The following is a 13819-nucleotide window of genomic DNA, read 5'->3' on the forward strand; positions in this document are numbered from 1 at the left end:
TTCAGCCGCTCAGGTCTTGTACGAAGGGTCTTCGCGATCGAGCTGGCGCAGCAGCGCAGGCCATTCCATCGGAGAAAAGTTGACCTTGCCTTGCGGGCCGTAGCGCTTCGCCATCTGGGCGGCCAGTTCGGCGCTGGGCATGCTGACTTCGGCGCCACTGGCCAGCACGTCGACCTGCACCTGGCACGCGGTCTCCAGCCAGTACATGAGGTTCCAGGTGTCCTGCACGCTCGGGCCGCATGCCACCAGTCCGTGGTTGCGCAAGATCAGCGTGCTGTGCGGGCCAAGGTCGCGCGCGATGCGGTCGCGCTCGCTCATGTCAACCGTGGGCTGCTCGTAATCGTGGAAGCCGATCGCGCCGTAGAAGCGCATGGCCGATTGCGTGAGCGGCAGCAATCCCTGTTTCATCGCGGAGACCGCCATGCCAGCACGGGTGTGCGTGTGCATGACGCAGTTCAGGTCGGGCCGTGCGCCATGCACGGCGCTGTGGATCATGAAGCCCGCGCGGTTCACGGGGAACTCGCCGAACTCGCCGTCGGGCTTGTCGACGACGTTGCCGTCGAGGTCCAAGGTGTAGAAACACGAGGCCGTGATCTCCGTGTAGAGCAAGCCGAACGGGTTGATCAGGAAGTGCTTCGCATCGCCCGGCACTTTGGCCGTGATGTGGTTGTAGATAAGGTCGCTCATGCCGTACTTGGCCACCAGGCGGTAGCAGGCGGCAAGGTCGGTGCGAACCTTCCATTCCGCATCGCTCACGCGATCACGAACGGAGGCAGGGCGGGTCTGGACAGCAGCGGTCATGGTGAGTGGGCCTTGCATTGAAAGGTCAGTGGGATTCGGGGCGGCCAGCGAGCATGCGGCGCGCCGTGTAGCGCAGAACGGCTTCGCCGCGCTGGTTGAAGACGTCGATGTTCGAGTCGACGATGGCGCGGTTGCCCTTGGAGGTGGGCTTGACGCCGGCGACCTCGACCACCGCGTGGATGGTGTCGTTGACGCGCACCGGGCCCAGCACCTTCTGCGTGCATTCGAGCATCGCCATGCCCGTGCCCTGGATCATGGTCTGCAGGATGAAGCCTTCGATGAGCGAGTAGGTGAGGGCGGCCGGCACCGGGCGTCCACCGATGGCGCTGGCCGCACCTTCGGCATCGATGAAGATGATCTCCAGCATGCCGGTGCACGAGATGAAGTTGACTAGGTCGGTCTCGGTCACGGTGCGGTTGAAGGTCTGGAATTTCTGGCCGACCTCGAGGTCTTGCCAGAAGAAGCCGTGGCCCAGCAGCGGGTACTTGGCTGTTGTGGGTGCGCTCATATCGGTGCTCCTTGCAATGCGGGTTGTTCGGTGCCAACCGGTGCGATGCCGGCTTCGCTCAATACCTGGTGGGTGTGTTCGCCCAGTCGCGGTGCCATGCGCACCGGCAGTTGTTGTCGATCGATGCGCACCGGCGCACCGGGGAAATTCAGCTTGCCCATCTTCGGGTCATCGATGGTCTTGAAGAAGCCGGTGGCCTTGAGGTGCTCGTCGTCAGCTAGGTCTTCGAGGCGGTTCATGCGCGAGGCCGGCACTTCGAGACGCGCGAATACGTCGAGCCATTCGTCGGTGCTACGCGTCTCGATGACTTGCGCGGCCAGCGTGTAGAGCGCATCGATGTGTCGCGTGCGTTCGGTGATGTTGGCAAAGCGCGGATCGGCCGCGGCTTCGGGCATGCCGCCTTCGGTGAAGAAGTGCTTCCAGTGCGCGTCGGTGTAAGGCATGGCGCAGAGATAGCCGTCGGCGGTGCGGTAAGGCCGGCGATGCTTGGCGAACAGGCGCGGATAGCCAGTGTCCGCAAGGGGCGGCGAGAAGTGATGGCCGTAGAAGTGCTCGACCAGGTTGAAAGACACCATCGATTCGAGCATCGGCACCTCGACATAGCCGCCCTTGCCGGTGCGCTCACGCCGGAACAGCGCGGCCAAGATGGCATGGGTGGCGACGAGGCCAGAGGTCTTGTCGGCCGCGATCGTCGGGAAATACTGCGGCGCGCCGGACTGCCGCTCCATCAGCGCCGCGCAGCCCGACAGGCCCTGGATGATGTCGTCGTATGCCGGCATGCCGCCGTAGGGGCCGTCCTCAGCGAAGCCGTGCAGGCCGACGTAGACCAGGCGCGCGTTGCGTGCCAACAGCGTTTCGGGATCGAGGCCGATGGCCGCGAGCTTTTGCGGTCGAATGCTGTGCATCAGCACGTCAGCGGTGTCGACCAGCGTGAGGAGTGCGGCGCGGGCATCGGCGCGCTTGAGGTCCAGCACCACGCTGCGCTTGCCGCGGTTGACGCCCAGGAAGATGGCGCCCATGCCGGGTTCGGTGCTCGGGCCGGTGCGCCGAGTGGAGTCGCCTTCGGGCGGCTCGATCTTGATGACGTCTGCGCCGTACTCGGCTAGGTTCTGGCTGGCGTAGGGGCCGAGCACGACCGCGCTCAGGTCGAGGATTCGGACGCCTTCGAGTGGCAGGTTCGACGCAGGAGTGGTCATGGTGGCTGGCGGTGTCTCGGGCCGCTCGTCTGTTGGGGTATGCACGAATCGTAGAACCGGAGCATTAACGCGTCCAATACCATTCATGTCATTTGCCATACATGCAGAGTAAGCCTCATGGAACTGCGCCAGTTGCACCAGTTCATTGCCGTGGCCGAGACGCTCAACTTCGGCCGTGCCGCCCAGCGCTTGCACATGGCTCAGCCTCCGCTCTCGGTGGCGATCCGCAAGCTGGAGGAGGAGGTGGGCGCCGCACTGTTCGAGCGCCAGGCGCGCGGCGTCGCGCTGACGGCTGCTGGCACCGCCGCACTGGCCTTGGCCCGGCGTTGCGTCAGCGACGCGAGAGCCTTGCGTGACGCCGCGATCGCCGCGGCCGGTGGCGAGCGAGGGACGCTACGCGTGGGCTTTGTCGGATCGGCCACCTATGCGCTGCTGCCGAGCCTGCTGCCCACATTTCGCGCCCGCTATCCTCAAGTCGAACTGGTGCTGCGCGAGTCCGCCAACCTGGAACTGCTGGCCATGGTTGACAGCGGTGAGCTGGACGTGGGCCTGGTCCGCTATCCGACGGGATCGGCCAGCACCTTGCTGTTCGAGATCGTCGAGCGCGACGTGTTTTGCGCGGTCCTGCCGTCGGCGCATGCGCTGGCCAGGAAGAAGAGCCTGAGCCTGAAGGAACTGTCGCGCGAGCCCTTCGTGGACTACGCCTCGACGCACGTCCCCGGCTTGCACGCCATGGTGATGCTGGGTTTCCAGCAAGCCGGGCTGACACCGCGCATCTCGCAGGAAGCGACCCAGGTGCAAACCGTGATCAGCCTGGTCCAAAGCGGCATGGGGGTGGCGCTGGTTCCCTCGGTCAGTGCGCGATTGGCAGCGCGCGACGTGGTGTTCCGCCCGGTTTCGGGGCTCCCGGCATCAGCAGGCATTTCATTGGCGATGGCCACGCGCGACGACACGCACAACCCGGCGGTGCTTCGGTTTCGGGAACTGGCATTGCGTCAAGCCTCGCCAAGGCGAAGTGCGCCATCCGACCCGCGGGCGGCGGGTTGATTGGTCGAGCTACCTTGCCCCTCAATCGAAACTCAACAGCACCTTCATCGCCTGTGAGCGGTCCGCCGCCAGCGCAAAGGCGCGGGCGGAGTCGCGGTAGGAAACGGTGGCCGAAATCAGCGGCTTCACGTCGACCAGGCGCTTGTTGAGCAGCTCCACCGCCGTGGCGAATTCCTGGTGGAAGCGGAACACGCCACGCAGGTCAAACTCCTTGGCCACGATGGCATTGATCGGCAGCGTCATCTCGCCCCCCGACAGGCCCAGCTGCACGATGATGCCGCGCGGTCGCAGCACTTCGAAGGCGCCGCGCAATGCGCGCTCGTTGCCGCTGGCTTCGAACAGGACGTCGAACTGACCCTTGTCCACCGCAAAACGCGCCAAGCCATCCGGTTCTTCAACAATGTTGACGACCTCGTCGGCGCCGACCTTGAGTGCCTTGCTCAAAGGATGCGCGCCCATGTCGGTCGCCACGATATGCCCTGCGCCGGCGCGTCGTGCCGCAATGATGGCAAGCGCACCGATCGGTCCGCAACCGGTGACCAGCACCTTCTTGCCCAGCAGTAGCCCAGCGCGGTTGATGCCGTGCAGCGCCACCGAGAGCGGCTCGGCCATCGCGCCTTCCTGGTCGGTAAGGTGGTCGGCCAGCCGGTGCGCCTGGTAGGCGTCCACCACTATCTGTTGGCGGAAGGCACCCTGCACGTGCGGGTTACGCATGGCGCTGCCGTAGTAGCGCATGTCCAGGCAATGGTTCTGCAGGCCTTCCTGGCAGAAGCGGCACAAGCCACAGGGCCGGCTGGGGCTCACCGCGATGCGCTCGCCGGGCGCATAGGCCGTAACGCCTTCGCCCACGGCTTCGATGACGCCGGCCACCTCGTGGCCAAGCACCATCGGTTGCTGGATGCGAACGGTGCCGAAGCCGCCGTGCTGGTAGTAGTGCAAGTCGGATCCGCAGATGCCGCCACAGCGCACGCGCACGCGCAACTGTCCGGGGCCGAGTTCGTCCGTGGGAAATTCCTCGACGCGCAGGTCGCCGGGGGCGTGGATTACAAGGGCTTCCATCTCAACTCCTCATCGGGTCATCATTCGAAGCGGCCACATCACAATCTCCGGGAACACTACAAGCAGCAGCATCACCAACGTCTGCGCGATCATGAAGGGCATCACGCCCTTGATCGCGCCGCTCATCGGGATCTTGGCGATCCCGCACACGACGTTCAGCACCGTGCCCACCGGCGGCGTCACCAGGCCGATGGCGTTGTTCATGATGAACAGCACGCCGAAGTACACCGGGTCGATGCCGGCCTGCTTGAGCACCGGCATCAGCACCGGCGTCATGATCAGCACAGTGGGCGTGAAGTCCAGCGCGGTGCCCACCAGCAGCACCAGCAGCATCAGCGCGAAAGTGAGCAGCATCTTGTTGCCCATGAGAGGCTCGACCAGGTCGGCCAGTTGCTGCGGGATGTTCGCGGTGGTGATCAGCCAGGCCGATACGCCCGCGGCCGACACCAGGAACATGATCACCGCCGTGGTCTCGGCCGCCCGATAGAACAGGTGGAAGAGCTGGCTTGGCTTGATCTCGCGATACACCACCAGCCCGACGATGAGCGAGTACACGGCCGCGATCACCGCAGCCTCGGTCGGCGTGAACCAGCCGAGCTTGAGGCCGCCGACGATGACGATCGGCAGCACCAGCGCCCACAAGGATTCGCGCGTCGCGGTGCGCCGCTCAGCCATGCTTCGCTTGGGTTCGCCATTGACCTTGTCGCGCTGGATCGACCAGCGCCACGCCACCATGATCGCCAGGCCCATCATCACGCCCGGCACGATGCCGGCAATGAAGAGCTTGGTGATCGACACCCCGCCTGTCACGCCGTACAGGATCATGCCGATCGAGGGCGGGATCACCGGCGCGATGATGCCGCCGCAGGCGATCAGGCCGCAGGAGCGGTTCACGTCGTAGCCGGCGTTGCGCATCATCGGCACCAGCACCGCGGCGAGCGCGGCCGTGTCGGCCACCGCCGAGCCGGAGAGCGAGGCCATGATGACGGCCGCCACCACCGCCACGTAGCCCAGTCCGCCGCGGATGTGACCGACCCAGGACATCGCCATGGTGATGATGCGGCGCGTCATGCCACCGGCGTTCATGAACTCGCCGGCCAGCATGAAGAAGGGCACCGCCAGCAGCGGAAAGCTGTTGGCGCCGTCCCACATGTTCTGGATCACGATCTGCGGGTCGGTGACGCCCAGGTAGAACATCATCGAGAGGCCACAGCCGATCAGGGCGAAAGCGACCGGCATGCCCAGGGCCATGAGGGCCAGCAGGGATCCAACGAATACGAAGATGGTCATGGCTTGCGCCCTCCGTCGATACGGGCGCGTTGTTCTTCCATCTCGTGCTCGGTCTCGAGTGCCTCGGCCATGCCCTCTTCATGCACGTCGATCAGCTCGTCGTCAGACACCTTGCCTGCGAACAGGCGGACGAGATTGGACAGGCAGATCAGGCCGATCGCCGTGCCGGTGAGGTAGCTCACGCCGAACACCCACAGCGTGCTGATCTGGGCCACCGGCGAGGCGGTCTCCTTGATGATGTCGTGCTGCAACCAGGTGCCGTAGACGATGTAGATGCAGCACACCAGCATGATGGCCTGGCTGATGCCCCAGCACACGCGCCGGCCGAACACCGGCAGCGCCTGCACCAGCATGTCCACTCCCAGGTGCGCCCGGCGCCGCATGCCGACGATGGCCCCCAGGAAGGTCATCCACACGAAGGCGTAGCGCGGTATCTCTTCGGACAGGTCGATGCCGGTGTTGAAGAACAGCCGGAGCACGACATTGCCGAACACCATCACGAGCATCACGATCATGCACAGGACCATGACGACCTCCAGCGCGCGCGTCAGTGCGTCTGCCAAGGCTTTGAGGGGCTTAGTCATAGAAATCCCAATGGGGTGGGGTGAAGAACGGGTGGCCGGCCGGCGAGGCAGTCGCAGCCGCCGGCAATATGCAGGCGCGTGTCAGGCGGCCGGACTACTTGCTCGCCGTGCGCGCCTTGGCAATCTCGTCGTAGAAGCCCTTGACGAACTCGTCTCCGATGATGGGCGAGAACTTCGCGACCACCGGCTTGACCTTGTCCTGGATGCGCGCGAGTTCGGCCGGGCTCACGGTGTTGACCGTCACGCCGTCGGCCTTGAATTTGGCTATGACGTCTGCGTTGCCCTGGTCCAGCAACTGGCGCTGGTAGAGGCCGGCTTCGACGGCGGCCTTCTGCACGCCGGCCTTGTCGGCGGGCGAGAGTGTGTCCCAGAATTTCTTGGACGCCACCAGCGCCGACGGCGTGTAGACGTGGTTGGTCACCGAGATGTACTTCTGCACTTCCTGCATCTTGTTGGCGTACATGTGCAGCAGCGGGTTCTCCTGGCCGTCGAGCGCCTTGATTTCAAGGGCCGGGAAGACCTCGGCAAAGGCCATCGGCACGGCGTTGGCGCCAATGGTCTTCCAGGTGTCCAGTGCGACGGGGTTGGCCATCACGCGGATCTTCAGGCCGTTGACGTCTTCCAGCTTGGCGACGCTGTGCTTGCTGTTGGACAGGTTGCGAAAACCCATGCCGGTCCAGGTCAGGCCCACCAGCCCGGTCGGTTCGAGCTTCTGGAAGATCCTCTTGGACGAAGCGCCGTCGAGCAGCGCGTACACCTCGCGTTCGTTCTGGAACATGAAGGGCAAGTCCCAGATTTGCACTTCCTTGACACGTGTGGACAGCGGCGCGAGCGTGCCGATGTAGAACTCCTGCGTGCCGGCCTGTACCGCCTGCAGTTCCTTCTCGTCGCTGCCCAGCACGCCGCTGGAGTAGGTCTGGATCTTGACGTTGCCATTGGTGTAGGTGCTCGCGAGTTCGGCGAACTTCTTCATCGCGACCGATTGCGGATGGCTGTCGGGCATGGCCTGGCCGAGCTTGGCCTTGACCTCGGCGAAGGCGCCGGTGGCACCCATCGCCAATGCAGCGACGGCGGTGATGGCGAGGCGGCGCGCGGCCTTGAAGGAATTGCGTTGGATGTTCATGGTATGTCTCGGCTTGGGTTGGGTGGGGTTTGAGGTTGGGGGCGAAGAGGGCTCACCACTCGGCGATGCTGCCATCGGCGTGGCGCCAGACCGGGTTGTGCCAATCGGGCGGGTTCTGGCTGGCGTGGATCACCCGCTCCTCGTCGATCTCCACGCCCAGCCCCGGCTTGGGAAGTGCGCGGATGTGGCCTTCGTCGATGCGGAAGTCGTCCTTGTTGATGACGTAGTCCAGCAGTTCGGCGCCGCGGTTGTAGTGGATGCCCATGCTCTGTTCCTGCAGCACCGCGTTGTGCGCCACGAAGTCGATCTGCAGGCAGGCGGCGAGGGCGACCGGGCCGAGTGGGCAGTGCGGTGCAAACGCCACGTCGTAGGCTTCCGCCATCGAAGCGATCTTGTGGCACTCCGTGATGCCGCCGGCGTGCGAGAGATCGGGCTGCAGGATGGCAATGCCGCCTTCCTGCAGCACGCGCTTGAACTCGAAGCGCGAATACATGCGCTCGCCGGCCGCCAAGGGGATAGAAGTTGCGGCTGCGAGGCGGGGGTAGTGCTCGGCCTGTTCGGCCAGCACCGGCTCTTCTACAAACAGCGGCCGATAGGGCTCAAGAGCTGCGAGCAAAGTCTTGGCCATCGGCGCGGACACGCGTCCATGAAAATCCAGCCCGAAGCTCACGCTCATGCCGAGCGCATCGCGCACGGCGGCAATCTTTGCCACGGCTTCATCGACCGCACGCGGCGAGTCGAGCAAGCCCATCTCTTCACAGCCATTGAGCTTGAAGGTGTCGATGCCTCCTTCGAGCAGGCGCTGCATGTCGTTGACGATGTCGCCTGGGCGGTCGCCGCCGACCCAGCTGTAGACCTTCATGCGGTCGCGCACCTTGCCGCCGAGCAACTCGTACACCGGTACGCCCAGCGCCTTGCCCTTGATGTCCCACAGGGCCTGGTCGATGCCGGCGATGGCGCTCATCAGGATGGCGCCACCGCGGTAGAAGTTGCTGCGGTACATGGTCTGCCACAGGTCGTTGATGCGCGAGGGGTCCTTGCCGATCAACGTTTCGCCGAACTCCTGCACGGCCGTCTCGACCGTGCGCGCACGGCCTTCGATGACGGGTTCGCCCCAGCCGGTGATGCCCTCGTCGGTCTCGATCTTGAGGAACATCCAGCGCGGTGCGACGCGGTAGGTGGTCAGGCGGGTGATCTTCATGGGCGTGTCTTCAGGGCGTTTGCAGCGTGCCGTCCACGAGGCGCGTCTGGGTCCACTTCGTCACGGCGTTTTCGCAGGGGTACTTCGCGGCAGCACGTTCGTCGATGTCGACACCCAAGCCCGGCTTGTCGTTGGCATACACGTAGCCTTGGCGGAATTCAGGCAGGCCAGGGAATACCTCGAGCAGTGCATCGCGCGGGCCTTTGAGGTCCTGGATGACGAAGTTGGGCGGCTCGGTGCCCGACCACTCCTGCACGCCGAAATTGCGCGCCGCCAAGTCGATGTGGATGTTGGCCGCATGCGCCATCGGCGACATGTCGCCGGGGCCGTGCCAGGCGGTGCGCACGCCGAACTGCTCGGCAAAGATCTGGAGCTTGCGCCCCGGCGTAATGCCGCCGATCTGGCTCAGGTGCACGCGGATGTAGTCGATCAGCTGCTCGCTGATCAGCGTCTTCCACTCGCTCGGGTTGTTGAACAGCTCGCCCTGCGCCAGCGGGATCTTCGTCTTCTCGCGCAGCTGGCGCAGCCACTTGCCTTCTTCGAGCGGGATCGCGTCTTCAAGAAAGAACAGGTCGAACTGCTCCATCTCGCAGGCAAAGCGGATGGCGTCGATGGGCTGCAGCCGCTCGTGCACGTCATGGCACAGCTGCACGTCGAAGCCGACCTTGCTCCGAATGCCTTCAAAGAGCTTGAGCGTGTCGCGCATGTATTTGCGGCTGTCGAGGTACACGCCGTCTGCGGCACCGGCAGGTGCGCTGGATGGCGCCGCCCCGAAGCCCCCGCCACCGTAGCCGCCACTCTGGCAACGCACGTGCGTGATGCCCTGTGCGCGGTACTTCTCGATGTTGTCGCACAGCTCGCTCAGGTCCTTGCCGTCGGCATGGCGATAGATCGGCACGCCCTCGCGCACCTTGCCGCCGAACAGCTGGTACAGCGGCATGCCGGCCATCTTGCCCTTGATGTCCCACAGGGCCATGTCGACGCCGGAGATGGCGTTGTTCTCCACGGGGCCGTTGCGCCAGTAGGCGTTCTGGTGCATCAGTTGCCAGAGTTCTTCGATCGCAGTCGCATCGCGGCCGATGAGCAGCGGGCGAATGTATTCCTCCAGCAGGCACTGCACCACGCGGTGGCGGTAGGCGAAGGTCGCGCAGCCCAGGCCGAACAGGCCCGGCTGGTTGGTCTCGACCTTCACGACGATCAGGTTGATGCCTTCGGGCGCTGTCAGGATGACCTTGACGTCGGTGATGAGGGTGGCCATGACGCCCTTACTTCTGGATGGTCAGGCCGCTGAGCAACTTCTTGAAGTAGTCAGACTGGCTGTTCATGAAGGCCTTGAACTGCTCGCCGTCCATGTAGGCCGGCTGCAGGTTGGCCTTGAGCAAGGCTTCGCTGAAGGCGGGGTCTTGCGCCGTCTTGCGGGTGGCTTCGCGCAGGTAGGTCACCACTTCCGGCGGCGTGTTCAGAGGAACGCCCAGCCCGCGCCAGGTTCCGATGACGAGGTCCGTTCCCTTCTCCTTGAAGGTGGGCACCTTGTCGTAAGGCGCCGGCAGGCGGCGGTCCGCCATCGAGATCAGCACGCGCAACTTGCCCGCTGCGACGAAGGAGCCGATCTCCGCGGGGCTGACGGCGATGGCATCCACATGGCCGCCGGCCAGCGCCATCACGCTGGGCGCGGCGCCCTGGTAGGGCACATGGTTGAACTTGACGCCGGTCTTTTCCTCGACCGCCGCTGCGGCAAGGTGCCAGATGGTTCCGCTGCCCGCGTTGCCCATCGTGACGCTGCCGGGCGTCTTTTTGGCCTGGGCCAACAAGTCGTCGATGGACTGGAATGGCGAATCGGCACGCACGGCGATCAGGCCCGGGTCGCCGTTCAGGCGTGCCAGCGGGATGAAATCGTTCGTGGTGACCTTGGTCATCGCCAGGTGCGGAATGATCGCGAGTTCGGAGATCAGCACGCCGACCTTGTAGCCGTCTGGCGCCGCGCGCTGGACTTCGGTCATGCCGATGCCGCCGCTCGCACCGGGCTTGTTGCTCACCACGATGGGTTGGGTGATGTACTTCTTGGAGACTTCCGCGAAGAGGCGCGCCATGACGTCCGTGCCGCCGCCGGCGGAGGAGGGCACCACCATTTCGATCGGATGGTTGGGGTAGTCGGACGCGGCCGTTGCCACCGGGGCCTGCATTGCCGCCGCCGTGGTGAGGATGGCGGCAAGCGCCACGCGAATCTGCTTCATGGGGGTCTCCGTTCGTGTAGGAAGATGAATGGGCTCGGGACGCGCTTCAGAGCACGGCCAGCATGCCGCCGTCGACATAGAGGATCTGGCCGTTGACGTAGTCAGAGGCCGCGGATGCGAGGTAGATGGCTGTGCCGCCGAGTTCATCGGGCCGGCCCCAGCGGCGCGCCGGCGTGCGGGCCTTGACCCAGGCATCGAACTCCGGGTTTTGCAGCAGGGCGGTGTTCATCTCGGTCGCCATGTAGCCCGGGCCGATGGCGTTGGCCTGGATGCCGTGCTGCGCCCACTCGGCCGCCATCGCGCGCGTGAGCATCTTGATGCCGCCCTTGGCCGCGGTGTAGGGCGCCACGGTGGCGCGGGCGGCTTCGCTGGTGAGCGAGCCGATGTTGATGACCTTGCCGCCGGATTGGCGCGCGATCATGCGGCGGGCGGCTTCCCGGCCGACCAGAAAGGCGCTGGTGAGGTTGGTGCGCAGCACCTTGTCCCACTCGTCCACCGACAGATCGACCAGGAGCTTGCGAAGCTGAATGCCGGCGTTGTTGACCAGGATGTCCACCGCGATGCCGCGCGAGTCGAGTTGTTCGAAGGCTGCACAGACGGCGGCGTCGTCGGTCACGTCGAAGGGGGCCGTGTCAACCCGGTGGCCCTTGCCGCGCAGCGATTCGGCGCTCTGCGCCAGTCGCTCCAGGTCGATGCCGTTGAGCACGATGCGTGCGCCGGCCTGTGCCAGGGCTTCGGCAATTCCGTGACCCAGTCCGCGCGAGGAACCGGTGACCAGGGCCGTACGGCCGGAGAGGTTGAACAGTGGGTGGGACATCGGGCGTGTGTGTCGGTGTGGTGCGTCGAAGAATACTGTGATATTTCACCATATGTTTAGGCGTTTTCCCTGACGCAGGGCGGGTGGACCGATTTCCGGCGGTTTCCCATAAATACACCTGAAACCGGCCTGAATTCAATGAATTTCATTGCATATCACGATATGCTCGACGCCTTGAAGAGGTCGCGGCATGTCGCCGCCTGCGTCCGAACCACCCTTATGGCACCATCCAAGCGCCCCAGTGCGAAACCCCGAACTGTTGCGAGTGAAGAGCTCGCCAGCCATGAGCCCCAGCGCCGCCGCATGCCGGTCAGCCTGTCGGATGCGGCCTATGAGCGCATCGAGGAATTGCTGGTGTGTTGCGAACTGAAGCCCGGCCGCTTCCTTGCAACGCACGACCTGCAGAAGTTGACGGGCTTCGGCCGCACGCCGGTGCTCCAAGCTGTCAACCGGCTGGCGGCGGACACCTTGCTCATCGTCGCGCCGCGCCATGGTGTGCAGATTGCGCCGGTCGACCTCACGCGCGACCGTGTGCTGTTGCGCTTGCGCCGTGACATGGAGCGTTTCGTGATTCGTCTGGCCACTGAGCGATCAGGTGCATCGCAGCGCAACCAGATGCTGCACCTCAAGCGCCATTTGATCGAGCGCCGCGGCGAGCTGAACCTCGACCAGTTCAACCTGGTCGATCGGCGGATCGACAAGCTCTTCATGGCGGCCGCCGGCGAGCCTTTCGTGGAAAGCACGCTGCGTCCGCTTCACACCATCTTCAGGCGATTGGGTTGGATTTATCACACCCAGACTGGACGGGGCGTGAACCTGAACGACACGGTCGACGGCCATGTTGCGGTCATCGAGGCCGTTGCCGACGGCCAGGTCGACAAGGCCATCGCAGCATCCGACCATCTCATGGACTTCGTGGAGGGCATGTTCGATGTGCTGGAACGTGAAGTCTCGCCCACGCTGTTGGATTGCAGCCTGGACATGCTGGACGACACCTTCATGGAAGGCGCGGCACTCGCACGCATCGAAGCGTGAAAAAGTTGGGCGGCGGACGGCGCGGGCCGCGATAAGCGCACCGGGCCGCCGAATGGCGGGGGACCGGCGTCGACGCGGCTCAAACGATCACATCGCAGGATCCGTGGCCAGCGTGCGCTACCTGATCCAGTCCAAGAATATCGTCCCGCAAGGGCCCGCATGTGTCGTCGAGAAATGCGGACTGGCGTTCTCCATGAGCTTTGCCTGCACTACTGATGCCTCCAGTACGGCGGCGAATTCCTAACGAGCCACAATTCACACCGTGGCGGCGGCCGGTGCCACCGATGCACCCTGTACGTCGTGCCTTCTCAAGGCATCGGCCACGAAGCCGGAGGCTTTCATTTCCTCCACGAAGCTGCGCAGCGCCCGAGTTGCTTCCGCGCCTAGCGACTTGGGCGTGCCCATGGCCTGCTGGATGACCATGAAGCGGCCCGGGAGGAGCCGCAAGCCGGCATGCTTGCGGCAGTCGGCTTCAGTTGCTGCTTGACGCCGGCAGCCACATCGTGGTTCTGTTCGAGGAACGTCTGCACCACCGTGGGTGAAGTCGGAGCTCGGACGATGTGAGCGCTCTTGAGCTCGCGCGTCAAGAAGAGGTCGTACGCACTTCCCTTGCCGACGGTCACCAGTACCCCCTCTCGATCGACTTGCTCGTCTGTTGAAGCGGTGCACTGTCGCGAACGACGTACCTGCCTTCGATCAGCACATAGGCCTCGGTGAATGCGATCTGGGCACCTCGCAAAGGGTCGATCGCGAAGAAGCCGATGTCCGCCTGTTCGTTGGCAACCGCCTCGACCGACTTGCCGCCAACGCATATGCTGGTGCTACCGTTTCGCGAATTTGGTCTGCAGCATCGCAAATAATGGGAGGCGCGCAATAACGCGTGCTTATCGAACCATACTGCGGCGACAAGGCCTTTGCTGGGGC

At 64.5% G+C, this 13819-nt stretch carries 13 protein-coding genes and 1 pseudogene; 2 read left to right on the forward strand and 12 right to left on the reverse strand.

Features of this window, described 5'->3' with window-relative positions:
- Positions 1–9 precede the first annotated feature (9 nt).
- The 3 genes from QTI04_RS15935 to QTI04_RS15945 are packed head-to-tail and all read right to left on the reverse strand — an operon-like array spanning position 10 to position 2505.
- Positions 10–801: a class II aldolase/adducin family protein gene (locus QTI04_RS15935; RefSeq protein WP_286616468.1), complete on the reverse strand. Its 792-nt coding sequence runs from the start codon at positions 799–801 to the stop codon at positions 10–12.
- A 25-nt stretch (positions 802–826) separates the two neighbouring features.
- Positions 827–1309, reverse strand: coding sequence for a MaoC/PaaZ C-terminal domain-containing protein (locus QTI04_RS15940; RefSeq protein ID WP_286616469.1), 483 nt, complete (start codon positions 1307–1309; stop codon positions 827–829).
- Positions 1306–2505 carry a CaiB/BaiF CoA-transferase family protein gene (locus tag QTI04_RS15945; protein ID WP_286616470.1) on the reverse strand — a complete coding sequence of 400 codons (1200 nt, stop codon included), beginning with the start codon at positions 2503–2505 and terminating at the stop codon, positions 1306–1308. Before QTI04_RS15945 ends, QTI04_RS15940 begins: the two co-directional genes overlap by 4 nt.
- Before the next feature lie 117 nt (positions 2506–2622).
- On the opposite strand from QTI04_RS15945, the gene QTI04_RS15950 reads away from it, so the two are divergent.
- Positions 2623–3552: a LysR family transcriptional regulator gene (locus tag QTI04_RS15950; protein ID WP_286616471.1), complete on the forward strand. Its 930-nt coding sequence runs from the start codon at positions 2623–2625 to the stop codon at positions 3550–3552.
- 21 nt (positions 3553–3573) lie between these two features.
- On the opposite strand, the gene QTI04_RS15955 is transcribed toward QTI04_RS15950, so the two are convergent.
- The 8 genes from QTI04_RS15955 to QTI04_RS15990 form a co-directional block, all read right to left on the reverse strand.
- Positions 3574–4611, reverse strand: coding sequence for an L-idonate 5-dehydrogenase (locus QTI04_RS15955; protein ID WP_286616473.1), 1038 nt, complete (start codon positions 4609–4611; stop codon positions 3574–3576).
- Positions 4612–4620: 9 nt separating this feature from the next.
- Positions 4621–5901: a TRAP transporter large permease gene (locus tag QTI04_RS15960; protein WP_286616474.1), complete on the reverse strand. Its 1281-nt coding sequence runs from the start codon at positions 5899–5901 to the stop codon at positions 4621–4623.
- Positions 5898–6485 (reverse strand): TRAP transporter small permease, encoded by a 588-nt coding sequence (locus tag QTI04_RS15965; RefSeq protein ID WP_286616476.1) that lies wholly within the window; start codon positions 6483–6485, stop codon positions 5898–5900. Before QTI04_RS15965 ends, QTI04_RS15960 begins: the two co-directional genes overlap by 4 nt.
- Positions 6486–6579: 94 nt before the next feature.
- The gene (locus QTI04_RS15970) at positions 6580–7608 is read right to left on the reverse strand and encodes a TRAP transporter substrate-binding protein (RefSeq protein WP_286616477.1); all 1029 of its coding nucleotides are present in this window, start codon (positions 7606–7608) and stop codon (positions 6580–6582) included.
- Positions 7609–7660: 52 nt separating this feature from the next.
- The gene (gene dgoD, locus QTI04_RS15975; RefSeq protein ID WP_286616478.1) at positions 7661–8809 is read right to left on the reverse strand and encodes a galactonate dehydratase; all 1149 of its coding nucleotides are present in this window, start codon (positions 8807–8809) and stop codon (positions 7661–7663) included.
- A 10-nt stretch (positions 8810–8819) separates the two neighbouring features.
- Positions 8820–10067 carry an enolase C-terminal domain-like protein gene (locus QTI04_RS15980; protein WP_286616479.1) on the reverse strand — a complete coding sequence of 416 codons (1248 nt, stop codon included), beginning with the start codon at positions 10065–10067 and terminating at the stop codon, positions 8820–8822.
- A 7-nt stretch (positions 10068–10074) separates the two neighbouring features.
- Entirely contained in the window at positions 10075–11043 is a 969-nt protein-coding gene (locus QTI04_RS15985; protein ID WP_286616481.1) for a tripartite tricarboxylate transporter substrate binding protein, read from the reverse strand.
- A 46-nt stretch (positions 11044–11089) separates the two neighbouring features.
- The gene (locus tag QTI04_RS15990) at positions 11090–11860 is read right to left on the reverse strand and encodes an SDR family oxidoreductase (protein ID WP_286616482.1); all 771 of its coding nucleotides are present in this window, start codon (positions 11858–11860) and stop codon (positions 11090–11092) included.
- A 303-nt stretch (positions 11861–12163) separates the two neighbouring features.
- Here QTI04_RS15990 and QTI04_RS15995 point away from each other — a divergent pair, with 303 nt between their 5' ends.
- Positions 12164–12895, forward strand: coding sequence for a GntR family transcriptional regulator (locus QTI04_RS15995; RefSeq protein ID WP_286616483.1), 732 nt, complete (start codon positions 12164–12166; stop codon positions 12893–12895).
- A 255-nt stretch (positions 12896–13150) separates the two neighbouring features.
- Here the strand turns inward: QTI04_RS15995 and QTI04_RS16000 are convergent.
- Positions 13151–13697: pseudogene (locus QTI04_RS16000) on the reverse strand (transporter substrate-binding domain-containing protein); the annotation flags it as partial.
- Positions 13698–13819: the final 122 nt, after the last annotated feature.

Origin of the sequence: Variovorax sp. J22R115, assembly GCF_030317005.1 — a bacterium.
Taxonomy (GTDB): Bacteria; Pseudomonadota; Gammaproteobacteria; order Burkholderiales; family Burkholderiaceae_C; genus Variovorax.